General features: G+C 69.8%; 21 protein-coding genes. 15 read left to right on the forward strand and 6 right to left on the reverse strand.

The window, feature by feature from the left end; genetic code table 11:
• Nucleotides 1–251 precede the first annotated feature (251 nt).
• From ACFYPC_RS31600 to ACFYPC_RS31645, 10 genes are all read left to right on the forward strand, one after another.
• The gene (locus ACFYPC_RS31600) at nt 252–1,922 is read left to right on the forward strand and encodes an FAD/NAD(P)-binding protein (protein ID WP_391889755.1); all 1,671 of its coding nucleotides are present in this window, start codon (nt 252–254) and stop codon (nt 1,920–1,922) included.
• A gap of 86 nt (nt 1,923–2,008) precedes the next feature.
• Entirely contained in the window at nt 2,009–2,890 is an 882-nt protein-coding gene (locus ACFYPC_RS31605; RefSeq protein ID WP_391889577.1) for an amino acid ABC transporter permease, read from the forward strand.
• Between the two features lie 92 nt (nt 2,891–2,982).
• Nucleotides 2,983–3,735: an amino acid ABC transporter ATP-binding protein gene (locus tag ACFYPC_RS31610; protein WP_391889757.1), complete on the forward strand. Its 753-nt coding sequence runs from the start codon at nt 2,983–2,985 to the stop codon at nt 3,733–3,735.
• A 114-nt stretch (nt 3,736–3,849) separates the two neighbouring features.
• Complete coding sequence (locus ACFYPC_RS31615; RefSeq protein ID WP_391889580.1) at nt 3,850–4,827, forward strand: ABC transporter substrate-binding protein; 978 nt, start codon at nt 3,850–3,852, stop codon at nt 4,825–4,827.
• A gap of 169 nt (nt 4,828–4,996) precedes the next feature.
• Nucleotides 4,997–5,779 carry a DUF1684 domain-containing protein gene (locus ACFYPC_RS31620; protein WP_391889582.1) on the forward strand — a complete coding sequence of 261 codons (783 nt, stop codon included), beginning with the start codon at nt 4,997–4,999 and terminating at the stop codon, nt 5,777–5,779.
• A 439-nt stretch (nt 5,780–6,218) separates the two neighbouring features.
• Nucleotides 6,219–7,121 carry a S1 family peptidase gene (locus tag ACFYPC_RS31625; protein ID WP_391889759.1) on the forward strand — a complete coding sequence of 301 codons (903 nt, stop codon included), beginning with the start codon at nt 6,219–6,221 and terminating at the stop codon, nt 7,119–7,121.
• Nucleotides 7,122–7,285: 164 nt separating this feature from the next.
• On the forward strand, nt 7,286–8,164 hold the full coding sequence (locus ACFYPC_RS31630) for a slipin family protein (protein WP_391889761.1): 879 nt from the start codon (nt 7,286–7,288) through the stop codon (nt 8,162–8,164).
• 278 nt (nt 8,165–8,442) lie between these two features.
• Nucleotides 8,443–9,516, forward strand: coding sequence for a S1 family peptidase (locus tag ACFYPC_RS31635; RefSeq protein WP_391889585.1), 1,074 nt, complete (start codon nt 8,443–8,445; stop codon nt 9,514–9,516).
• Nucleotides 9,517–9,918: 402 nt separating this feature from the next.
• Complete coding sequence (locus ACFYPC_RS31640; protein WP_391889587.1) at nt 9,919–13,461, forward strand: DNA polymerase III subunit alpha; 3,543 nt, start codon at nt 9,919–9,921, stop codon at nt 13,459–13,461.
• Between the two features lie 5 nt (nt 13,462–13,466).
• Nucleotides 13,467–14,558, forward strand: a complete 1,092-nt coding sequence (locus ACFYPC_RS31645; protein WP_391889763.1) for an ImpB/MucB/SamB family protein — start codon at nt 13,467–13,469, stop codon at nt 14,556–14,558.
• 21 nt (nt 14,559–14,579) lie between these two features.
• On the opposite strand, the gene ACFYPC_RS31650 is transcribed toward ACFYPC_RS31645, so the two are convergent.
• Nucleotides 14,580–14,954, reverse strand: coding sequence for a cupin domain-containing protein (locus tag ACFYPC_RS31650; protein ID WP_391889590.1), 375 nt, complete (start codon nt 14,952–14,954; stop codon nt 14,580–14,582).
• 82 nt (nt 14,955–15,036) lie between these two features.
• Here ACFYPC_RS31650 and ACFYPC_RS31655 point away from each other — a divergent pair, with 82 nt between their 5' ends.
• Both ACFYPC_RS31655 and ACFYPC_RS31660 read left to right on the forward strand, forming a co-directional pair.
• Nucleotides 15,037–15,483: a MarR family winged helix-turn-helix transcriptional regulator gene (locus tag ACFYPC_RS31655; protein ID WP_391889593.1), complete on the forward strand. Its 447-nt coding sequence runs from the start codon at nt 15,037–15,039 to the stop codon at nt 15,481–15,483.
• 172 nt (nt 15,484–15,655) lie between these two features.
• The gene (locus ACFYPC_RS31660) at nt 15,656–16,513 is read left to right on the forward strand and encodes an esterase/lipase family protein (RefSeq protein WP_391889596.1); all 858 of its coding nucleotides are present in this window, start codon (nt 15,656–15,658) and stop codon (nt 16,511–16,513) included.
• A 97-nt stretch (nt 16,514–16,610) separates the two neighbouring features.
• Here the strand turns inward: ACFYPC_RS31660 and ACFYPC_RS31665 are convergent, their stop codons facing one another.
• Entirely contained in the window at nt 16,611–17,651 is a 1,041-nt protein-coding gene (locus ACFYPC_RS31665) for a lytic polysaccharide monooxygenase (RefSeq protein ID WP_391889765.1), read from the reverse strand.
• A 248-nt stretch (nt 17,652–17,899) separates the two neighbouring features.
• A complete protein-coding gene (locus ACFYPC_RS31670; RefSeq protein ID WP_391889599.1) occupies nt 17,900–18,034 on the reverse strand; it encodes a hypothetical protein in 135 nt (44 codons plus the stop codon).
• Between the two features lie 137 nt (nt 18,035–18,171).
• On the opposite strand from ACFYPC_RS31670, the gene ACFYPC_RS31675 reads away from it, so the two are divergent.
• A complete protein-coding gene (locus ACFYPC_RS31675; RefSeq protein ID WP_391889602.1) occupies nt 18,172–18,807 on the forward strand; it encodes a class I SAM-dependent methyltransferase in 636 nt (211 codons plus the stop codon).
• Here the strand turns inward: ACFYPC_RS31675 and ACFYPC_RS31680 are convergent.
• Nucleotides 18,804–19,304 carry a DUF402 domain-containing protein gene (locus ACFYPC_RS31680; protein ID WP_391889767.1) on the reverse strand — a complete coding sequence of 167 codons (501 nt, stop codon included), beginning with the start codon at nt 19,302–19,304 and terminating at the stop codon, nt 18,804–18,806. The two genes, ACFYPC_RS31675 and ACFYPC_RS31680, sit on opposite strands and share 4 nt — an antisense overlap.
• Nucleotides 19,285–20,214, reverse strand: a complete 930-nt coding sequence (locus ACFYPC_RS31685; RefSeq protein WP_391889605.1) for a GNAT family N-acetyltransferase — start codon at nt 20,212–20,214, stop codon at nt 19,285–19,287. The genes ACFYPC_RS31680 and ACFYPC_RS31685 overlap by 20 nt, the downstream gene beginning before the upstream one ends.
• A gap of 73 nt (nt 20,215–20,287) precedes the next feature.
• Here ACFYPC_RS31685 and ACFYPC_RS31690 point away from each other — a divergent pair, with 73 nt between their 5' ends.
• Nucleotides 20,288–20,656: a GntR family transcriptional regulator gene (locus ACFYPC_RS31690; protein WP_391889608.1), complete on the forward strand. Its 369-nt coding sequence runs from the start codon at nt 20,288–20,290 to the stop codon at nt 20,654–20,656.
• 105 nt (nt 20,657–20,761) lie between these two features.
• Here ACFYPC_RS31690 and ACFYPC_RS31695 read toward each other — a convergent pair whose 3' ends face one another.
• Complete coding sequence (locus ACFYPC_RS31695; protein WP_391889610.1) at nt 20,762–21,856, reverse strand: DUF5925 domain-containing protein; 1,095 nt, start codon at nt 21,854–21,856, stop codon at nt 20,762–20,764.
• A 214-nt stretch (nt 21,857–22,070) separates the two neighbouring features.
• Here ACFYPC_RS31695 and ACFYPC_RS31700 point away from each other — a divergent pair, with 214 nt between their 5' ends.
• Nucleotides 22,071–23,483 carry a xylan 1,4-beta-xylosidase gene (locus tag ACFYPC_RS31700; protein ID WP_391889612.1) on the forward strand — a complete coding sequence of 471 codons (1,413 nt, stop codon included), beginning with the start codon at nt 22,071–22,073 and terminating at the stop codon, nt 23,481–23,483.

Raw genomic sequence — 23,483 nt, forward strand, 5'->3', positions numbered from 1 at the left:
TGGTGATCGTGGGTGCCGGGCCCCGGGGGACCGGTGTCCTGGAGCGGATCGCGGCCAACCTGCCTGAGCTGTACGGCGGTTCGGGCGTGCAGGGCGCATATGGCTCGGTGAGTTCCGCGAGTTCCGCGAGTTCCGCGAGTTCCGCGAGTTCCGCGAGTTCCGCGAGTTCCGCGAGTTCCGCGAGTTCCGCGAGTTCCGCGAGTTCCGCGAGGTCCGCGAGGTCCGTGAGGTCTGCGGAGTCCGGGGGGTCCGTGGGTTCTGTGGGCTTCGACATCCATCTCGTCGATCCCTATCCGCCGGGCGGCGGACGGATCTGGCGCGAGGAGCAGTCACCGCTGCTGTGGATGAACTCGCAGGCCCAGGACGTCACGATGTTCACTGATGAGACGGTGGACATGGAAGGACCGGTGTCCGAAGGCCCCACGCTGCACGAGTGGGCAGGCCTCGGCGGGCGGCTCTTCGCGGACCGGCAGCGTCAGGGCGCGTATCTGCGCTGGGTGTACGAACGTGCGGTGGCCGCCCTGCCGTCGGGCGTCCGGGTCCGGCACCATCCGCGCCGCGCCCTGCGCGTCGAGGGACCTCGCGGGGGCCGTCAGCAGGTGTGGCTGGAGGGTCTGGCGCGGCCACTCGACGCCGACCTGGTGGTCCTGGCGCTCGGTCACCTCGACGCCGACCTCGACGACGAACAGAGGGAATTGGCGGCGTACGCCGAACGCCACGGGCTGGTGCACCTACCGCCGGCCTTCACCGCCGACAGCGATCTGTCCGCGCTGGAGCCGGGCGAACCGGTTCTCGTGCGCGGCTTCGGGCTCGCCTTCGTCGACCTGATGGTGCTGTTGACGGAGGGGCGCGGCGGCCGCCACGAGGGGGAGACCTACATACCGTCCGGGCGTGAGCCGATCCTGTACGTCGGCTCTCGACGCGGGGTTCCCTACCACTCCAAGATCGGTTACGACTGGGAGGGTGAACGGCCGCCGCTGCCAAGGTTCTTGGGGCCCGCGGAGATCGACGGGCTGCTCGCACGGCCGGAGGGTTTCGACTTCCGGCGGGATGTCCAGCCGCTGGTCGAGAAGGAGCTGGGCTTCGCGCACTACCACCAGTTGTTCACGGCCCACCCGGAGCGGACGACGATGGCCTGGACGGACTTCGAGGAGAAGTACGCGGCCGGGGAAGCCGCCGAGATCCTGGCACTGGTGACATCCGCGGTACCCGATCCGGCCGACCGGCTCGACCTCACCGCCCTCGACCATCCGCTGGACGGGGTGCGGCACGCCTCGTACGAGGAACTCCAGACGGGCCTGCGCGCTTATATCGAACGGGACTTGACGCGGCGTCACGACCCGTCGAACAGTCCCGACCTGGCCGTCTTCATCGGGCTGCTCTCCGTGTACGGCCAGTTGGTCCGGCTCGGTGACATCGGCCCGTGGTGGCACGGCTTCTTCAGCTCTCTCGCCTCGGGGCCGCCCGGACCCCGGCTGCGGCAGATGCTGGCGCTGTCGCGGGCCGGGATCCTGAAGTTCGTGGGCGCCGACATGACCGTCACCGCCGAGGACGGCGTCTTCCGGGCGGCCAGTGCCACCGTGCCCGGTGCGACGGTCGAGGCCCGTGCGCTCGTCGAGGCACGGCTGCCGCACCCCACGGTCGAGCGCACCAGGGACCCGCTGCTGCGCGAGCTGTATGCCGACGGGGCCGCCGCGACTCCCGAGGGACTGCTCGCCGTGGACCCCGCCGACGGCCGGGTCCTGGACCGCTCCGGCACCCCCCACCCCCGGCGCTTCGCGCTCGGCCCGCACACCGATGCGCGCGGCTCGGGGGCCTTCACCCGGCCGCGTACCGGAGGGCCCGCCTTCCGGCAGAACGACGCGGCGGCGCGTGCCGTACTGGCGTTCCTGCACGCGCTCTCCTGTCGGGCCGCGGCCTGAAGCTCCGGCCCTGACGCGTCTTCGGACCCTGCCGCTCCACCCGCCCGGTCCTCCGCTCACCTCCCATCACGCCCCGAGGAACCCTCATGTCCCTGACCAGTGATCCACCCCGCACGAAATCGGCCCCCGAACCCGAGGATCTCGGCGCGCTCAAGGTCGTGCCCGTCCGGCACCCCTGGCGCTGGGCCGCCGTGGTCGCGACCGCCGTGCTGCTCGCGCAGTTCGCGCACGGACTCGCCACCAACGCCGGCTGGGAGTGGAATGTGTTCGCCGAGTACTTCGCGGCGGACGTGGTCCTCAAAGCGGTCTGGGTCACCCTCCAACTGACCTTCTACGGAACAGCGTTGGGCTTCGCGCTGGGTATCGTGCTCGCCTTCATGCGGCTGTCGGCCAGCCCGTTCCTGAAGGCCGTGGCCTTCGCGTACATCTGGGCGTTCCGCTCCATCCCGCTGATCGTGCAGCTGCTCTTCTGGTTCAACCTGGCCTACCTCTACCAGGAGTTGCAGTTCGGCATCCCGTTCGGGCCCGGCTTCTTCTCCTTCCCGACGATGGACCTGGTCGGGGCGATGAGCGCGGCCGTGCTCGGGCTCGCACTGCACCAGGCGGCGTACGCGGCGGAGATCGTGCGCGGAGGCGTACTGGCCGTGGACAGCGGGCAGTTGGAGGCGGCTGCCGCGCTCGGCATCCCGAAGCTGCGGCAGATCCGGCGGATCGTGCTGCCGCAGGCGATGCGCTCGATCCTGCCGAACGCCGCCAACGAGGTGATCTCCCTCTTCAAGGGGACCTCGATCGTCTCCGTGATGGCGATCGGAGAGCTCTTCTACCAGGTCCAGGTGGTCTACGGCCGCAACGGCCGGGTCGTCCCGCTCCTGATGGTCGCCACCGCCTGGTACATCCTCCTGACCACCGCGCTCTCGATCCTCCAGTACTACGTCGAACGACACTTCTCGAAGGGGGCCACGCGATGAGCGTCACGGTCGCGCAGGACGAGGGCACGCAGGACAGGGGCACGCAGGACAGGGGCACGCAGGACAGGGGCACGCCGGTCCTGACCGGGCCGATGGTCGACGTCAAGGCCGTGCACAAGAGCTTCGGTTCGCTGGAAGTGCTCAAGGGCGTCGACCTCGAAGTGCGGACCGGAGAGGTCACCGTCATCCTCGGCCCGTCCGGGTCCGGCAAGTCGACGCTGCTGCGCACCATCAACCACCTGGAGAAGGTCGACCAGGGCTGGATCAGCGTCGACGGCACCCTGGTGGGCTACCGGCGCTCCGGCGACAAACTGTACGAACTGCGCGAGCGCGAGATCCTCAGGCAGCGCACCCGGATCGGCTTCGTCTTCCAGAACTTCAACCTCTTCCCGCACCTCACCGTGCTGGACAACATCGTCGAGGCGCCGGTGTCCGCGCTGAAGCGGCGCCGAAAGGACGCCGTGGAGACCGCGCGGAAACTGCTCGTCCGGGTGGGGCTGTCCGACAAGGCCGACGCCTACCCGAAGCAGTTGTCCGGCGGTCAGCAGCAGCGGGTCGCCATCGCCCGCGCGCTGGCCCTGGAACCGAAGTTGCTGCTCTTCGACGAGCCGACCTCCGCGCTCGACCCCGAGCTGGTCGGTGAGGTCCTCGACGTCATCAAGGACCTGGCCCACCAGGGCACGACGATGATCGTGGTCACGCACGAGATCGGCTTCGCCCGCGAGGTGGCCGACACCGTGGTCTTCATGGACGACGGCCGTGTCGTCGAGCAGGGCGCCCCCGGCGACGTACTGGACAAGCCGCAGCACGAACGGACCCGGACGTTTCTGTCCAAGGTCCTCTGAAGCCCCGTCTCTTCTGACCCGTCTCTTCTGGCCCGTTTCTTCCGGCTCGTTTCTTCTGGCCCGTCTCTTCTGATTCGTCTCTCGAAATCCCTTGACTCTCTTAGGAGTTCGCCCATGTTGTCCCGACGTACCTTCGCAGCCTCCATCGCCGCCCTTGTCACCGCTCCGCTGCTCAGCGCCTGCGGTGGTGACAGTGACGCGGCCACCGGGACGGGCGGCTCGGACGCCAAGAAGGTCGGCAACATCAACATCAGCCCCGACCAGAATCGCGTCCGCGGCCAGAAGGTCGACTCGATCGCCGCGCTCGTGCCGGCGGCCGTCCGTGAGCGCGGCACGCTGAAGCTCGGCCAGAGTGCCGACGCCTCGCCGCCACTCGGGTTCTACGCGACCGACGACAGAACCCGGATCGGCTCGGAGATCGACATCGCCACGCTGGTCGCGGACATCCTCGGTCTCGAGCTCGACAACGAGGAGGTCTCCTGGGAGAACCTCTTCGTCGGGCTCGACAGTGCCAAGTTCGACGCCGTGTTCTCGAACGTCACCGTCACCGAGGAGCGTAAGGAGAAGTACGACTTCGCGACCTACCGCCTCGACAACATCTCCTTCGAGGCGAAGAAGGGCGTCGACTGGACGGTCAAGGAACCCGAGGACGTCGCGGGCAAGACCATCGCCGTCTCCTCCGGCACCAACCAGGAGAAGATCCTCGTCGACTGGAGCAAGCAGAACGAGGACGCCGGGCTGGAGCCCGTGGACATCAAGTACTACCAGAAGGACACGGACTACTACCTGGCGCTCCAGTCGGGACGGATCGACGCGTATCTCGGCCCGAGTCCGTCCGCCGCGTACCACGTCGAGTCCGCCGGCCAGACCGTGATCGTCGGCACGCTCTCCGGCGCCGGTGACAAGCTCCAGGGCAAGATCGCCGCCACCACGAAGAAGGACAGCGGCCTCGTGGACGCCTACGCCGCCGCCCTCGACCACGTGATCGAGAACGGCCAGTACGCCGAGGTGCTCAAGCGCTGGGGGCTGACGACCGAGGCCGTCGAGAAGTCCGAGATCAACCCTCCCGGTCTGCCGAAGACCGAGTCGTAGTCCACCCACGGGCGGCGGGATCCGCACCGATCCCGCCACCCCCCAGGGGTCGTTCGTATCACCCCGGGGTCCCCGCTGAAAGGTCCCACTCAATGCCGTACGGAATACACAGGCACGACGCTGCGCTCACACCTCGGGTTGCCGGATCCGGTGTGGAAGGGTTGATCACATGACGACCGACGCATCCGAGGACTGGAAGCACTGGCACGAGCACCGCAGCGAGACGGTGTCCGCGCCCTATGGACCGCTCGCGCTCACGGGCACCTACTGGATCGAGGACTATCCGGAGGGGGAGCTTCCGGGCATCCCGGGGCGCTGGGCCGCCGGTGACGACGCGGTCGTACTGACAGCGACGGCCGAGGACGGTCTCACTCTCGGCGGGGAGCCTTTCACCGGCGAGGTCACGCTCGGCGCCGACCTCGGTCAGGCGGGCGGGGCCCGCGTCGGGCACGGCGAGCGCCGGTTCGTCGTGCTCGTGCGGGAGGGGGTCTGGGGCGTCCGCGACTTCGACCCCGGCTCGCCCGCGCGGGGGGCCTTCAAGGGCATCGAGGCGACCGATCACGATCCGCGCTGGTCGGTGCCCGGGCATTTCACGCCGTACGGCGAGAGTCGCACCGTACGCGTCGAGAACGCGGACGGGCGGGCGCGCGGTCTGGGGCTCGGCGGGGTGCTCGCCTTCACCCTCGACGGACAGGACCTCACGCTCCAGGTCTCGGTGCAGAGCGACGGCTCGCTGTGGGCCGTGTTCGCCGACTCCACGAGCGGGGAGAGCAGTTACCGCTTCCGCTTCCTGCGGCCCGCGGCGCCCGACGCCGAGGGGCGAACCACGGTGGACTTCAACCGGGCCCTGCTCCCGCCGTGCGCCTTCGCGGACCACTTCATCTGCCCCTTCCCGCCGCCCGGGAACACTCTGGGCACGGCGATCGCGGCGGGGGAGCGGAACCTGCTCTGAGCCGTCCGGTTCCCGGTCCGCGCGCGCCGACGGTGGTCTTCGTCGGCGCGCGTTCGCGTGGTCGGACGTATCTCTCTGTGAGACGGCTGCGTACATGACAGGAACACGCCATTCTCGGCCAGTGCCCCGCTCGCCCGGTGGCTGTGCCCGCTTCGGGGGGCGATCATCGGTGGCCACTGCGGTGACATGGTCAATGCCGGTCGACACGCGTAGCTCGGGGCTGCCGTCGGCGCAAGATCAACCCGCCTGTGTCACCGGACAGTTGAACCCTGCATGACTGAAAGGTGCCCTTGCGGACATCGGTCGCACGGTCGAATACTCCCCCACAGCGCTTCCCAGGAGCACGGCTTGTCCGGAATCCGGGCAGGGGTGTCCCTGGCTGCGCCTCACGGGCCCCGACCCCACGCGGGCCCCCGACACCCCCCTCGGAGGGATGAACGTGAGGATCAAGCGCACCACCCCCCGCAGCGGTATTGCGAGACGGTTCCGGCTGATCGCCGTCACCACCGGACTCGTGGCCGCAGCTGCTGTCACCATCCCCGCCTCCAGTGCGAGCGGCGCGGAGCCCTTCAGCGCGTCCGAGCTGAAGAGCGCCGGTACCTCGGTACTCGAGGCCGATGTTCCCGGCACCGCCTGGGCGGTCGACGCGAAGACCAACAAGGTCGTCGTCACCGTCGACAGCACCGTCTCCGCGGCGGAGATCGCGGAGATCAAGGCGACCGCGGGCGACAACGCCGGCGCCCTGCAGATCAACCACGTCCCCGGCAAGTTCAACAAGCTGATCCAGGGCGGCGACGCCATCTACGCGACCAGCTGGCGCTGCTCCCTCGGCTTCAACGTCCGCAGCGGCACCACCTACTACTTCCTGACCGCCGGTCACTGCACCGACGGCGCGGGCACCTGGTACTCCGACTCCGCCCGTGCGACGGTCCTCGGCTCGACGGCCGGCACCAGCTTCCCGACCAACGACTACGGCCTGGTGCGCTACACCAACACCACGGTCGCCAAGGCGGGCACCGCAGGCGGCGTCGACATCACCAGCGCGGGCACCCCGGCCGTGGGCGCCACGGTCTACCGCGACGGCTCGACCACCGGTACGCACAGCGGCCGGGTCACCGCCCTCAACGCGACCGTCAACTACGGTGGCGGCGACATCGTCTACGGCATGATCCAGACCAACGTCTGCGCCGAGCCCGGCGACTCCGGCGGCTCGCTCTACTCCAGCTCCGGTATCGCCTACGGGCTGACCTCGGGCGGCAGCGGCAACTGCACCTCCGGCGGCACGACGTTCTTCCAGCCCGTCGTGGAGGCCCTGAACGCCTACGGGGTCAGCGTCTTCTAGGCCTGCACACCCCCGGCGCCGACACTCGCACGACCTGACCTGCAGCCGGCAAGCAGGCGAGCCCCCGCACGCAACTGACGTGCGGGGGCTCGCCCTTGTCCGGGTGACGGAGTTACCGTCGACGTACATGCCTGATGCGCCCACTTCGGACCCTGGGGGCCGTAATGGTGGAGGAGCTGGTGGCGGCGGGAGTCTCCGTCGCGTCCGTGGGGCTGGTCTATGTGATGGCCGGGGCCCGTGTCGTCAAACAGTACGAACGGGGCGTGGTGCTGCGGCTCGGCAGGCTGCGCTCGTCGGTACGCGGCCCCGGGTTCACGATGATCGTGCCCTTCGTCGACAAGCTGCGTAAGGTCAACATGCAGATCGTGACGATGCCGGTGCCCGCCCAGGACGGCATCACCCGGGACAACGTCACGGTCAGGGTGGACGCGGTCATCTACTTCAAGGTGATCGACGCGGCCGACGCCGTCATCCAGGTCGAGGACTACCAGTTCGCGGTCTCGCAGATGGCGCAGACGTCGCTCCGTTCGATCATCGGCAAGAGTGATCTCGACGATCTGCTCTCCAACCGCGAAAAGCTCAACCAGGGCCTGGAGTTGATGATCGACAGCCCGGCGGTCGGCTGGGGTGTGCAGATCGACCGCGTCGAGATCAAGGACGTGTCCCTGCCGGAGACGATGAAGCGGTCGATGGCCCGGCAGGCGGAAGCCGACCGCGAGCGGCGGGCCCGGGTCATCAACGCCGACGCGGAACTTCAGGCGTCCAAGAAGCTGGCGGAGGCCGCCGGGGTGATGTCCGAACAGCCCGCCGCGCTCCAACTACGGCTGCTGCAGACGGTGGTGGCGGTCGCGGCCGAGAAGAACTCCACGCTCGTCCTGCCCTTCCCGGTGGAGCTGCTGCGGTTCCTGGAGCGGGCACAGCAGGGTGCGCCGGGTGCGCCACCTCCGGCGGCAGCGCCTCAGCAACCGGTGCAGGAGCAACTCCCGTCCGGCGAGTCACCGAAGGAATCTGGCCCCGGGGGGTCGAAAACCGGACAGGGTTAGACCTCGCAAGGTGCACAACGGGTACGCGCATTGCAGTGTTTGCACCGGGAACCAGGTGGATGGACCACGCATAGTCAACACATAGGGGGCGTACGCCCCTTGGCGCGCGCGAGTCCTGAAGTCGACCTTGTGTGCCCCCGGTACGCCTCGGAATAGTGGGCGTCGGAACTATTGGCATGGACGCGGCTTTTTGCTGTACTGCGGCTTCATGTCCGTACACCTTCCGGCTGATGAGGTCCCCACAACCTCCCGGCCGACCCCCCACAGGAGGACGTAAGTTGAAGCACCGACACATATCCAGGAGGCGTGCCGCCATCGCGGGCGCAGGCGTCGTCGCACTGGTCGTCACGGGAGTAACCTTCCAGACTGCGAACGCCAGCGAGACCCCGGCGCTGCGGACGTTCTCGGTCGAGGCGGCCGGAAAGCTCGCCTCCACCCTCGGCAAGGACCTCGGCGCCGACGCGGCGGGAACGTACTACGACGCGAAGACCAAGAGCCTCGTCGTCAACGTCCTCGACGAAAGCGCCGCGCAGACCGTCCAGGCGACCGGCGCCCAGGCGAGAATCGTCGAGAACTCCCTCGCCGAGCTGACGAGCGCCCGTGCGACGCTCCAGAAGGACGCGACCATCCCCGGCACCTCATGGGCGACCGACCCGGAGACCAACAAGGTCGTCGTCACCGCGGACAGCACGGTCTCCAAGACCGAACTCGCCAAGCTGACCGAGGTCGTCGACGGGCTCGGATCCAAGGCCGAACTCCAGCGCACGAAGGGGGAGTTCAAGCCCTTCGTCGCGGGCGGCGACGCCATCAGCGGCAGTGGCGGCCGCTGCTCGCTCGGCTTCAACGTGGTCAAGGACGGCGCGCCGTACTTCATCACGGCCGGCCACTGCACCGAGGCGATCTCCACCTGGTCGGACTCCTCCGGCAACGTGATCGGCCAGAACGCGGGATCGAGCTTCCCGGACAACGACTACGGCCTCGTCCAGTACACCTCCGACGTCGCCCACCCGAGCGAGGTCGACCTCTACAACGGGTCCGCGCAGGCCATCACTCAGGCGGGCAACCCGACGGTCGGCCAGTCGGTGACCCGCAGCGGTTCGACGACCCAGGTGCACAGCGGCACGGTCACCGGCCTGAACGCCACCGTGAACTACGGCAGCGGCGACGTCGTCAACGGCCTCATCGAGACCAATGTCTGCGCCGAGCCCGGTGACAGCGGCGGCTCGCTCTTCTCGGGCTCCACCGCGATCGGACTCACCTCCGGCGGCAGCGGCGACTGCACCTCGGGCGGCACGACGTTCTTCCAGCCGGTCACCGAGGCGCTTTCGGCCTTCGGGGCGTCCATCGGCTGACGGTCCAGGCATGTGCCGGAGCCCCGTTCCCGCTACTGCGGGGGCGGGGTTTTCGTCTGAGTGGCGTCCTGGCGTCCTGGTGTCCCACGGGAGTTGAGGGGCGGCTGTCCCGGCGTCCGCTTGAGCGTCAATAGCGGCCCCCCGAAGGTACGAACACACCCTGATTTCTTCACGCAAAGTAATTTGACCATCGCCATCCGTCACTCATCCTCCAACTGCTCTGCCCCGCCAGGGAGATGGCGGGGCAGTCCTGTTTTGGTCGACGCCCGCCTCGCCAAGGAATCGCTGATGTGTTCGAATCGAGTCGCTGACCGGTGCTGATGGGGTTAGAGTAATCGAACGAGCGTACGATGAAGATATCGGGCGTATGGCTGAAAAGGGGCGGAGTGATGGAGGTGCGGCATGGCGGGCTTCGCCCATCTGCACGTCGCGTCCGGTTACTCCGCCCGCTACGGCGCCTCGCACCCCGAGCAGCTCGTCCGGCGGGCGGCCGACCGCGGCATGACGTCCCTCGCGCTCACCGACCGGGACACGGTCACCGGTGCCGTCCGGTTCGCGCACGCCTGCGAGAAGGAGGGGGTCAGGCCGCTCTTCGGCATCGACCTCGCGGTCGAGGCCCTGGCGCCCCCGCCGCCGGCCCAACGCCGCCGCACTCCGGCACGCGGCGGCGCGCATGTCGTCGAGCCGCCGCTGCGGTTCGTGCTGCTCGCGCAGAACCGGGCGGGCTGGGCGCGGCTGTGCCGCATCACCTCGGCCGCCCACGTCGGCGCCGTGTCCGGTACGGCACCCGTGGTGCCGTGGGAGGCGCTGCGTGAGTACGGCGGCCCCGGTCTGACCGTGCTGCTCGGTCCGCTCTCGGAGCCTGTGCGGGCGCTGTCGGTGGGCCGGGAGGACGTCGCGATGAAGCTGCTGGCGCCCTGGCGGGAGGTCTTCGGGGATGGGGTCCGATTGGAGATCGCCGCACAGAAACGTTTCAGCACCGGGCCGGGATCCCTTCGCCTGGCCGCCCGCACCCTGGCGCTGGCCGACCGCACCCGTACCACCGCGGTGCTCTCCAACGCCGTCCGCTACGCCGACCCCGGCCAGCACCGGCTCGCCGATGTCCTGGACGCGGCGAGGCTGCTGCGGCCGATCGACCGGCGTCGCCTGGACAGCGGGCAGCGCTGGCTCAAGGACGAGCGAGGAATGGAGACCGTCGCGCGAATGATCGTCGAATGCGCCGGAGGGGACATCCGTCGGGCTCGCCGTCTGATGGCGGACACCGTGAACACGGCGGCCGCGTGCGCCGTCGACCCCCGAGCCGACCTCGGCCTCGGCACACACCACCTCCCGGAACCCTCGCTCTTCGGCGTCGAGCCGGGAGCGGACGGCGCGGCCCGGCTGCTGCGCCGGAGGTGCGAGGACGGTCTGGTCCGACGCGGCCTCGACCGCGACCGGGCGGCACTCGACCGGCTGGACGAGGAACTCGACGTGATCTCCCACTGGAACTACGACTCGTACTTCCTCACCGTCGGACAGGTCGTGGCCGACATCCGGGCCAAGGGCATCCGGGTCGCGGCCCGTGGTTCGGGCGCCGGCTCGCTGGTCTGCCACGCGCTGGACATCGCCACCGCCAACCCGCTCGACCATCGCCTGCTGTTCGAACGGTTCCTGAGCAAGCGCCGCGAATCGCTGCCGGACATCGACATCGACGTGGAGTCCGCCCGCCGCCTGGAGTGCTACGACGTGATCTTCGACCGGTTCGGTAAGGAGCGGGTGGCGGTCACCGCGATGCCCGAGACCTACCGGGCCCGCCGGGCCCTGCGGGACACCGGACTCGCCCTCGGCATCGCACCCGCGGACGTGGACCGGATCGCCAAGAGCTTCCCGCACCTGCGGGCCTCCGACATCACCGGCGCGCTCGCCGAGCTGCCCGAGTTGCGCCAACTGGCGGCCGAGGCGCACCGGTTCGGGCCGCTCTGGGAGCTCGCCGAAGGCCTCGACTCCCTGGTCCACGGCATGGCCATGCACCCCTGCGGCGTGGTCATCAGCGACGCGACACTCCTGGACCGGCTGCCGGTGCAGCCCACACCGCAGGGCGACTACCCGATGGCGATGGCGGCGAAGGAGGAGATCGAGGCGCTGGGCAACATCAAACTCGACGTCCTGGGTGTACGGATGCAGTCCGCGATGGCCCACGCCGTCGCCGAGATCGAACGGACGACCGGCAACCACATCGACCTGGACGATCCCGAACAGGTGCCGCTCGACGACGTCTTCGCGTTCAAGCTCATCCAGGAGAGCCAGACCCTGGGCCTGTTCCAGCTGGAGTCGCCCGGCCAGCAGGACCTGTTGTCCCGGCTGCAGCCCCGAGACCCGCAGGACGTCATCGCCGACATCAGCCTCTTCCGCCCCGGGCCGGTCGCCGGCGGCATGCCCGAGCGCTACATCGCCGCCCGCCACGGCGGTACGCCGGACTACGCCCACCCGGACCTCGAACCCGTGCTCGCCGACACCTACGGCGTGACCATCTGGCACGAGCAGATCATCGAGACGCTGCATGTGATGACCGGCTGCGACCGGGCCTTCGCGGAGATCACCCGGCGGGCCCTCGGCGACAAGGACCAACTGCCCGGGATCAAGGACTGGTTCCACGAGCGGGCACGCGCGCGTGGCTACAGCGCGGACGTCCGGGACGAGGTCTGGAAGACCGTCGAGGCCTTCGGCGCGTACGGATTCTGCCGGGCGCACGCGGTCGCCTTCGCCGTACCGGCCCTGCAGAGCGCCTGGCTCAAGGCCCACCACCCGGCGTACCTGCTGGCGGGGTTGCTCGAACACGATCCCGGGATGTGGCCCAAGCGTGTCCTGGTCTCCGACGCCCGTCGACGTGGCGTGCCGATCCTGCCCGTCGACATCAACCGCTCCAAGGTGAAGCACACCGTGGAGAGGACCGACGGGGAGCAGTGGGGCGCACGGCTGGCGCTGTCCGCGGTGCACGGCATCAGCGAGGAGGAGTGCGCGCGGATCGAGGAGGGGCAACCGTACGGATCACTGTCGGACTTCTGGCAGCGGGCCCACCCCAGCAGACCGATCGCCGAACGCCTCGCGGAGATCGGTGCGTTGAGCCCTCTCCATGACGGGCGTCTCACGCGGCGCGACCTGCTGCTTCAGATCGCCGAACTCCATCGGGCCTCCCGCGCCCGGTCCGCGGGCAAGGGCCAACTGCCCATCGATGCGGGCGCCGTTGGGGGAGCGGAGCCGAGCGGTCTGCCGGAGATGACCGGACGTGAGGCCCTGAGTGCCGAGTTGGGCACCCTCGGCATCGACGTCTCCAGGCACCTGATGGAGCATCACCACCGGTTGCTGCGGGAGATCGGCGCGACCGACGCGGCGCACCTGGCAGGGTTGCGTGCCGGTCAGCAGGTGCTGGTCGCCGGGGTGCGGGCCTCGACCCAGACCCCGCCGATCGCGAGCGGCAAGCGGATCATCTTCGTCACCCTGGAGGACGGCTCAGGGCTGGTCGACCTCGCCTTCTTCGAGGACTCCCACCCGGCCTGCGCGCACACCGTCTTCCACAGCGGGCTGTTGCTGGTCCGCGGCACGGTCCAGGTGCGCGGCACCCGCCGTACCGTCGTCGGCACCATGGCCTGGGACCTGGACGAGATCGCCACCGCCCGCCGGGACAACGGCCCCGAGGCCGCCCTCGCCCTGCTCGGCACCGACCGCCCGCACCCGACCCCCGCCCAACCGACTCGGGGGCGGGCGCAGGCTCCGGGGCAGCCACAGCCCGCCCCTGCCCGGTCGGCTTCGGGACGGCCGCAACCAGCCCCCGCCCAGCCGCAGCGGACCCTGGCCAACGGCACCACCGGCGCCCGCCTGCACCCGTACGCCGACCTCCAGCCCGCCGGTACCCGTTCGGCCGACCTGAAGAAGTTCGGCCATCGCAGCCCAGGGAGCGCGGGATGACTGGGATGACCACACGGCAGCGGCACATCGCCCACCTTCATCTGCACGCCGCGCTCACTGAGGATCAGTACGCAGACATCATCGAACTGATGTCCGGCGTCACGCCTCACGTCCAGGCGATCCCGCCCGACGCCGTCCAGCTCGACCTGACTTCAGCACTCAGGTACTTCGACCTGTCTCCCTATGACGTGCTCCAGACGGCGATGATGAGGCTGCGGGCCCACTACGGCATCGACAGCAGCGCAGGTCTCGCGAGCAACCGCATGCTGGCGGCCATGGCGGCCGACGCGTCCGCGCCCGGCGGGACCACCTGGGTCCCGGCCGAGCAGGCCGCCGACTGGCTCCACCCCCGCCCGGTCACCGCACTGCCCGGGATCGGCCGCGCCACGGCGACCACCCTCACCCGGTACGGCCTGCACACCATCGGCCAGATAGCCGACATACCCGCGGCGACCCTGCAACGCCTCCTCGGCGCCGGTCAGGCACGGCTGTTGGCCGAGCGGGCCCGTGGCCACGACCTCCGCCCGGTCATCCCCGCGGAACCGGCGACTCATCTCGCCGCCGATCTCCTGCTCGACCGGGACTGCCTCGATCCGGCACAACAGCACCGAGCCGTCCTCGGTCTGGCCGAACGGATCGGCGCACGCCTGCGCGGGGAGAACCAGGTCGCCGGCCGGCTCACGCTCACCGTCCGGTACGCCGACCGCAGCTCCACCACGCGCACGCGTCCGCTGCCGGAATCCACCAGCCACTCGCCCGCCCTCGCCGCGGCTGCCCTGGGCCTGCTGGCCTCCCTCGGACTGCAACGGGCAAGAGTCCGCGCCTTCTTGATCCGTGCCGACGATCTGCTGCCGGCCGTCGACGCCCACCGCCAACTCACCCTGGACCCCGGTGACGACCGTGCCCGCGCCGCCGAAGCGGCCGCGGACCGGGCCCGCCGCCGCTTCGGGCCGGAGGCCGTACATCCCGCGGCGCTGGCCCGTACCCCGCTCCATCGGGGTGACGATCGAATGGCTCGACTGCCCAGAATCCCGCCCGGCTCCGACCGCCCGCCGGCCACTGACCCGGCGTCCCGTCGCGAGTGCCGTCTCGCGTAGAGCGGGGGCGCCCTTGCGGGGTCAGTTGGCCCACGGCGGAGTGAGGACCGAGCCGTCGGCCAGCTCCGCAGTGAGGCCGATGGACGTGGTGACCCAGGAGATCGCGGTCTCCCGGGTGGGGTTCTCGACGCCGAACACCGCGCCCGGGTTGATGATCACGGTGTCACCCGCGGTGATCCGCTCGGCCCGGCCGTCGAGTGTGATCAGCAGTTCGCCGGAGAGGAGATGGAAGATCTCCTCGCGGCTGACGGTGTGGACCGTCGCCTTGGTCCCCGCCGGGATCTCGCCCCGCCAGGCGCACAGCTCCTTGCTGCCGCTGAGGGGGGTGGCGTACGAGACGAAGCGGACGCCGTGTATCTCGTGGACGACGGCCTGGGACGGGCGGATGACGGGCATGGCTGGTCTCCTAAGTGGTCAAGTAGCTTGACTACATGGTCAGCCTTCTTGACCACTTCGTCAAGGGTGTTTCAATGCTGTCGTGCAGAACTCCGAGGTCATGGCCCTGTCCGCCGCGCTGCTCGCCGCCGCCGGTGAGCTGACGAAACGTATCAACGAGGGTGTCGTCGCCCGGGGGTTCGAGGGGGTGCGGCCCGCGCACGGCTTCGCGTTCGCGCGGCTCGCACCGGGCGGGGCGACGGTCACCGAGCTCGCCGCGCACCTCGGGGTCACCAAGCAGGCCGCGAGTCAGCTCGTCGACGAGGTGGTGCGCAGGGGGTACGTCGAGCGGCGGCCGCATCCCGATGACGCGCGCGCCCGACTGCTCGTGCTGACCGAACATGGCTGGGCCTGCACGCGTGCCGCGGAAGAGGCGGCGATGGAGGCGGTTCAACCGTGGGTCGAACTGCTCGGTGAGGGTGAAGTCCGCGCGTTGCGCGACCGTTTGGTGCGCATTGCGCCCTACGGTCCCATCAAGCCCGCCTGGTGACGTTTAGTCGGTTTCTTTATCACGGCTTCTGACTATCACTGAAAGTTTTTACTGACGCGTAACTTCACACTTGGACTACTCACTCGTAACTTGAAGGGTGAACAGCACCTCGTGATCCGGGTCACAGGGCGTATGTCGTCGCAACCCCCTTGAGCCGCAAGGAGATCACTCGATGCTGCCCTGGAAGCGCCTGATCAGACCGCTGGCCGCGGTCCTGCTCACCGCCACCGTCGGGATCGTCCCCGCCACCACCGCCGAGGCCGCCGCGCCGAGCAGTGGCTGGAACGACTACTCCTGCAAACCCTCCACCGCACACCCCCGCCCCGTCGTCCTCGTCCACGGCACTCTCGGGAATTCCGTAGACAATTGGTTGGCCCTGGCGCCCTACCTGGTGACCCGGGGCTACTGCGTCTATTCCCTCGACTACGGCCAACTGCCCGGCGTCCCGCTCTTCTACGGCCTCGGCCCGATCGACAAGTCGGCCGAGCAGCTCCAGGTCTTCGTCGACAAAGTGCTCGCCGCGACCGGCTCCGCCAAGGCAGACCTCGTCGGCCATTCGCAGGGCGGCATGATGCCCCGCTACTACCTCAAGTTCCTCGGCGGAGCCGCCAAGGTGAACGCCCTCGTCGGTATCGCGCCCAACAACCACGGCACCACCATGAGCGGCCTCACCAACCTGCTGCCGTACTTCCCCGGTGCCCAGGACCTGCTGACCACCGCGACCCCGGGACTCGCCGACCAGGTCACCGGATCAGCGTTCCTGGCCAAACTCAACGCCGGCGGCGACACCGTCGCGGGCGTCCACTACACGGTCATCGCCACCAAGTACGACCAGGTGGTCACGCCGTACAGCTCGCAGTTCCTCACCGGATCCGACGTCCACAACGTCCTGTTGCAGAACCTGTGCGCCCTCGACCTGTCCGAGCATGTGGCGATCGGCCTGCTCGACCGCATCGCCTTCCACGAGGTGGCGAACGCGCTCGATCCGGCGGGCGCCACCCCGACCACCTGTGCGTCCGCGCGAGGCTGAGGCCGAGGGCGAGCGCGCGACCGGGGGCTGTCCGGCCTGAGCCGCCGGACAGCCCCAGGAGTCCTTCCGTCCTTCGTCCTACGTCGCTAGGGGACCCCTAGCGGCCGTGGCGTCCGCCGCTCACCGCGCGGCGGCGGACCGAGGCGAACAGGGCCGCCGCGCCGAGCGCCAGGGCGGCGGCGCCGCCGACCGCGAGGTACGGGGTGGTGCCGTCGCCGCCCGTCTCGGCGAGGTTCTCCGAGGTACCGGCTGCCTGGGCCTCGGCCTGGTTGGCCGCCGCGACGGTTTCCGGGTCGTCGGTGCCCGGCTCGCCGGTTTCCGGGTCCGTGGCGGCCGTGGTGGGTTCCGCCGACGTACTGGCGTCGTTGTCGCCGTGGCCGTTGTGCTCGACGGTCGACTTGTCGGCACCGGCCTCGATCTGCTCCTCGGAAGGCGCGGAGGCGGTCGGCGCGGGAGCCGGGGAGGAGTTGGTGGTCGTACCGCTGCCGGTAGTAGCACTGGCGCCGCCGTACGTGATGTCCGAGCAGGAGTAGAAAGCCTCCGGGCTGTCCGAGCGCTGCCAGATCGCATACAGCAACTGCTTGCCGGAGCGCTGCGGGAGGGTGCCGGAGAACGTGTAGAACCCGCCCGACGCGGCCGGGTCGGTGGCCGTGGCGACCGGATTCTCAAGGTCCAGATCGTCCCAGGCCAGCGGCTGCGACGGGTCGTAACCGGCCTTGGTGACGTACACCTTGAAGGTGCCCTTGTGCGGCGCGGTCACCCGGTACTTGAAGGTGTACGAGCCGCTGCTCACGCTCGTGGCCGGCCAGTCCCCGCGGGCCAGGTCCAGGCCCTTGAACTCGTCGCTGTTCGCGCTGCACAACTTGCCGTCCGGGATCAGCGCCTGATGCTGCCCGTTCGCGTCACCGATGCGTATGCCGTTCCAGTCGTAGAGCGCCTGGGTGCCGCCCGCCGCGACGGCCGCCTTGCAGGCGGCCGACTCGGGGCTCTCCGGACCCTCCGCATAGCACTGGGAGACCCGGCTGACCGGGTCTCCCATCGTGCCGTGCGCGGCAGCCGGTACGGCGGCGAGCGCGGCCAGGGCGAGCGGGGCGACACCGACGACGGCGATCGCGGCGGCCTTGCGGCGAACGGGCAGGGCTGCGGTCATGGGGGAACTCCTCGAAACGGTCCCGGATGCTTGGGCTGAACCCGTGGGGGCGATCAGCAAGCTAGCCCGAGGAAACCGCGAAATCGCCTGCTGGAAGCAGGAGAAGGAGATCCTTATGACGGCCTTAAGGGAGCGCTGAGACTGCGATCAGGTAGGCAGCGTTCGCGTCGTGGTGGTGGCGTGTGGGGACCGGCTCCACGCTCGGACGTGCTCATGCCGGGGCGGGCATGTGCCGCTCACCCGTCCGGCCACCATGTGCGGTGGATGTCCTTTCGGACCTCCGGACGCTCGGCCGGGCGCTCGTCGGCTTCGTCCCGCACGCGGCGGGAGTCCGACTTCCTCAGGGGCTTCTGCAGGGTTACGCGGCGCATGGCTGCCTCCTTGCGTCTACCTATGTCCATCGTGATGTGGAGGTAGACCCTTTCGGGGAGAGTTCCTCATCGGTCGCGATCTGTCTGTGGTGCCAGTCACGATTCGACTGTCAGTGGCGGGTGTCACCCTGGTGCGCATGGCAAGTAACAACGAGATGAATCCGCTGATTCCGGGGGCTGACGTCGACTGGGACGCCGAGTCCGTCACCTTCGACGAGGAGCCTGACCACGGGCTGCGAGATCCCGTCGTGCGGGAGGCCTGGGCCGCCCGGCTGCGTACGTGGCTGCCGGCGCGGCCCGCGGATGTCCTCGACCTGGGCTGCGGCACCGGCAGCCTGTCACTCCTCGCGTCAGAGTGGGGGCATCGCGTCACCGGGGTCGACTCCTCGCCGGGCATGGTCGACCGTGCCCGCGCGAAGCTCGCCGGGCGTGACGCGGTGTTCCTGGTCGGTGACGCCGCGACACCGCCCGTCGGTGAGCAGCGGTTCGACGTACTGCTGTGCCGCCACGTGCTGTGGACGCTGCCCGACCCCGGGCGCGTCCTGCGGCACTGGTGCGGACTCCTCCGCCCAGGGGGGCGGCTCGTTCTCGTCGAGGGCGTGTGGGGGACGGTGAGCCCGGTCGGTATATCCGCCGACCGGCTCACCGCCCTCCTCGAACCCCTCGCGGCGGACATCCGGGTGGAGCGGCTTTCCGACGACTCACGGTTGTGGGGGAGAGAGGTCGAGGACGAGCGGTACGCGATGGTGGCCCTCGTCCCCGACCTGTCCTAGCCGAGCAGGCCCTCGAAGTCACCCTTCCGGGCGAGGAGTTCGAGTTCGTCCAGAGCGTTCTCGGCGGCGGCCGCGGCCACCGGATCCGTGGTCGCCAGGCCGCTCGCCGCGAACTCGTCCTCGTCCAGGCGGAGTACGGCCGTGCCGTCGGCGGAGCGCCACAGGTCCAGGTCGAGATCCTCGACGACCAGCTCGCTGCCGGCGACGACGGCCGGGCGGGTGATGTCGCAGTACCAGCCCTTCAGGGTGCCCTCGGCGTCGCGGACCTCCTTCACCGCGTACCACCGGTCCCGCCAGTAGTACTCGGTGAAGACATCGCCCGGCTCGAAGCGTACGAAGCCGAAGTCGCGGACACCGTCGCCCGCCCACGGCGCGCGGACGGTCACCCGGGTGCCGTCGTCGGCGAGCAGCTCGGCGGGGTAACGGATCTTCGTACGGCCCGCCTTGACGAGGACGATCTCCACCTGCCGGTGGGCGTCAGCCGAGTTCGCGGAGATAGCGCACCTCCGTCGCGCAGATCTCGTAGCCGAACCACTTGTTGATCGCGATCATCGGTTCGTTGCCGGCGTCGTTTCCCGTGAACGCCTCCGTGAAGCCGGCGGCGCGGGCGCGGTGCAGGGAGTCGGTCTTGGCGAGCTTGGCGAGACCGCGGCCGCGGTGGGCGCGGGCGGTGCCCGTCATCACGGTGCCGTAGCGGGTGTCGCCGTCCGTGCGGGCCGCGCTGAACGCGGCGGGGCGGCCGTCGACGACCGCGATCGAGGTCAGCTCCGGGCTGAAGAGGGGGTGGTCCCAGGTCTCCCGGAGCCAGGCCTCGTAGTCCGTGAACTCCTGGTCGACGTCGCTGGGTTCGTCTGCACTGGTCTCCGCGTCCAGATCGAACAGGGGGCGCGGATCTGCGGCGTAGTCGGAGCCCTTGCGGAGTTCGACACCTGGGGGGAGGGCTTGACGGGGTGGCAGGGTGGCGCCCGCCAGGTCCAGGCGGAGGAAGTGCGCGGAGCGGCTCGCGCGGTAGCCGTGCTTCTCGGCGAAGGCACGGTTGGTGGGGGAGTCCAGAACCCAGGCGAAGAGCTTGGTGGCGCCCAGGCCGGCCAGGTGTTCCTCGGCGGCGCGTACCAGGAGCGAGCCGGCGCCGCGGCGCGTGCGGTCCGGGTCCACGTACACGTTCACGTAGCCCTGCCCCGGTTCCGGGCTGTCATGGACGATGCCGACGTTGGCCGTGCCGATCGGTTCGCCGTCCTGCTCGGCGAGCAGAGGCCGGTAGTGGGCGTCGGGGTGAGCGTGCGTGATGTCGTGGACGACGGAATCGGGGGAGTTCAGCATGAAGGGGAGGGCGCGGGTGCGGACCCCGGCGAAGCCCTCGGCGTCCCGCCGGTCGCCGGGGCGGACATCGCGAACGATCACTGTCATGAAGTCTCACGCTACGCGGGGGCTGCGTGCGGGTGCCTCTCATTTTTCCGCCGGGTACGGGAGAATCACCCCCGTGACGCTGAAGATCCACATCGATGAGGGGACCGCGCCCTACGAGCAGGTGCGCGCCCAGATCTCCGAGCAGGCCCGGTCCGGAGCGCTGCCGGTCGGCTACCGGCTGCCCACCGTGCGGGGGCTCGCCGAGTCGCTCGGCCTCGCGCCCAACACGGTCGCCAAGGCGTACCGGGCCCTGGAGGCGGACGGGGTGATCGAGACACGGGGCCGCAACGGAACCCTTGTGGCTGCCGCCGGTTCGGCCGCCGAGCGCGAGGCCGCGGTCGCGGCGCAGGCCTACGCCGAGCGCGTACGCCGCCTCGGTCTCACGGAGTCCGCCGCGCTGGACGCGGCGCGCGATGCCCTGCGGGCGGCGTACGGGGAGTAGGGCCCTGCCACGGCCCTGCGGCAGGAGTACGGGGAGTAGCGCCTCTCGCGGCGCACATCAAGAAGTGAGCCCGCGCTCCGGTATACGCCCACGCCTCGACGCCTCCTACAGATACAGCCCCGCGTCCGCCCCCTCCCGCGGATCCGGTACCTGTGTCGGAGACGTCCCCCGGCGGAGCGCATACAGCTCTGCCAGGGTCGCGCCCTCGCGGGAGACGCCCTTCTCCGTGCCGAGCCAGTTCACGGCCTCGCGGCGGGTCAGCGGGCCGACCTCGATACGGGCCAGGCAGCGGCCGGGCCGGACAACGGCGGGGTGGAGGCGCTCCAGGTCCTCGTTGGTGGTGACGCCGACCAGGACGTTGCGGCCCTGGCCGAGCAGGCCGTCCGTGAGGTTGAGCAGGCGCGAGAGGGCCTGCCCCGCCGTGTGTTTGGCCTCGCCGCGGATCAGCTCGTCGCAGTCCTCGAGGAGGAGCAGCCGCCAGCGGCCCTTCCCCGTGCCGTCCTCCTCGCCGATCGCGATGTCCATCAGATATCCGACGTCGGAGAAGAGCCGCTCGGGGTCAAGGACGCAGTCCACCTGGCACCAGTCGCGCCAGGAGCGGGCCAGGGTGCGCAGGGCCGAGGTCTTGCCCGTGCCGGGCGGGCCGTGCAGCAGGAGCAGCCGGCCGGCGATGTCCTGAGGCGTCGTCTTCATCAGGGTGTCCATCGCGTCCGCGACCGGAGTGGTGTAGTTCGGCCGGATCTCGTCCCAGGTGCCGGCCGAGATCTGGCGTGTGGTGCGGTAGGGGCCGCGGCGCGGGGACACGTACCAGAACCCCATCGTCACGTTCTCCGGCTGGGGTTCGGGCTCGTCGGCCGCGCCGCTCGTCGCCTGGTCGAGGACCTTCTCGGCCAGCTCGGTGCTGGTCGCGGTGACCGTGACGTCGGCGCCGCGGTTCCAGCGGGAGACGAGCAGGGTCCAGCCGTCGCCCTCGGCGAGGGTCGCGCTGCGGTCGTCGTCACGGGCGGAGCGCAGCACGCGGGCGCCCTTCGGGAGCAGCGTGGCCCCGGACCGTACGCGTTCGATGTTGACCGCGTGCGAGTGAGGCTGCTCGCCCGTCGCGAAGCGGCCGAGGAACAGCGCGTCGATGACGTCCGACGGCGAGTCGCTGTCATCGACGTTGAGCCGGATCGGCAGTGCGTCGTGTGGGTTGGCAGACATGCCGCCATGATCCGTCACCGAGGGAACCTGCGCACGGGATTTCCGCTGCCTGGTCCGGGTGTCCTTCGCGAGGGGTCCCAGCTCAACCGGCTTTCGGTCGGGTGTCCGAGAGGCCGCGGCCCGGTCGCCGGCGGCAAGGCCGCCGGAAAGGAGAGACCGGGGGACCATCCGGAACCTGTTCCACCGGCTGTCCCCGCCGTTACTGTTGCCCTTGATGGCACGTCATGGGTGGAATTCGGGGACTCGGCGGTGGCGGCTCACCGCGGTGCTCGGCGTGGGAGCGGTCGCTCTGGCCCTGCTGGTGACCCTGCTCAACACGCTGCCCGGGGACGGCGCGGGCACCGAGGGAACGACCCGGGACGGGGACAAGGTGCACGGCACGCCCGCCCCGGCGAAGGCGGCGGAGCCGGAGGTCGGCTGGGGCTTCACGCACACCCAGTTCAGCGCCGACGACGGCAGCGCGACGGCCACCGGGCGCGTGGAGGGACTGCTCGCCGAGCAGCCCATGCCACAGATCCAGCACATCATGGGCTGGGGAGCCGGCAACCCCGAGCCCGTCAAAGGGCGTTACGACTTCGTCGAGATGGACCGCCGTATCGACTTCATGCGCGCCTCGGGCGGCACACCGGTCGTCACCCTGTGCTGCTCCCCGGACTGGATGAAGGGCGGCGAGTCCGGCGACACCGACTGGGGCCAGGCCGCCCTGGAGACCGCCCCGGACCGCGCACACTACGACGACTTCGCCGCGCTCGCCGCGACCGTCGCCAAGCGCTATCCGGACGTACGCCACTTCATCGTCTGGAACGAGTTCAAGGGTTTCTGGAACGACGAGAAGGCCCGCTGGGACTACGAGGGTTACACCGAGCTCTACAACCTGGTCTACAAGGCGTTGAAGAAGGTCGACCCGGACATCATGGTCGGCGGGCCCTACCTCGGCATGGACAGTCTCGACCCGCGTCAGACGCACGACGCCTCGCCGACGGTCAAGGGCACCTGGGGCACCATGGACCAGCGAGTCCTGGACGCCTTCGACTACTGGAACAAGAACAAGGCGGGCGCGGACTTCGTCGTCGTGGACGGCTCCAGCTACACCAAGGACGACGACCTGCTGCCGGACGAGTTCGCGGCCACCGGCAAGTTCACGGCCGTCGGCGAATGGGTACGGGAGCGGACGGCTGATCTGCCGCTGTGGTGGGCGGAGTACTACGTCGAACCGGCCGACGGCAACGACGAGCGCAAGGGCTGGTCCGAGACCCGCCGTGTCGCCGTCCAGGCCTCCGGCCTGATCGCGATGGCCCGCGGCGGCGCCACCTCCGGCTTCTACTGGAACCCGGAGAAGGAGAAGGGGCCCGACTGCGCGGGCTGCCTGTGGACACCGACCGACAGTGGTGGCGGGGGCGAGGCGATGGCGATGTTCGGCCTCCTCTCCCGGTTCAGCGCGGAGTTCCCGCCGGGGACCGTGTACCGGACGGTGTCCGTCGCCGCCGCCGACGTGCCCCGTGTCCGTGTCCTGGCCACCGACACGACGGTCCTCGTCGTCAACACGCTGGACCGGTCGATCAGCGCGAAGATCGACGGGAAGCAGGTCGAATTGGGCGCCTACGGCGTGAAGTGGCTGGCACGCTGA

It is taken from the genome of Streptomyces sp. NPDC005808 (genome assembly GCF_042871385.1).
GTDB lineage: Bacteria > Actinomycetota > Actinomycetes > Streptomycetales > Streptomycetaceae > Streptomyces.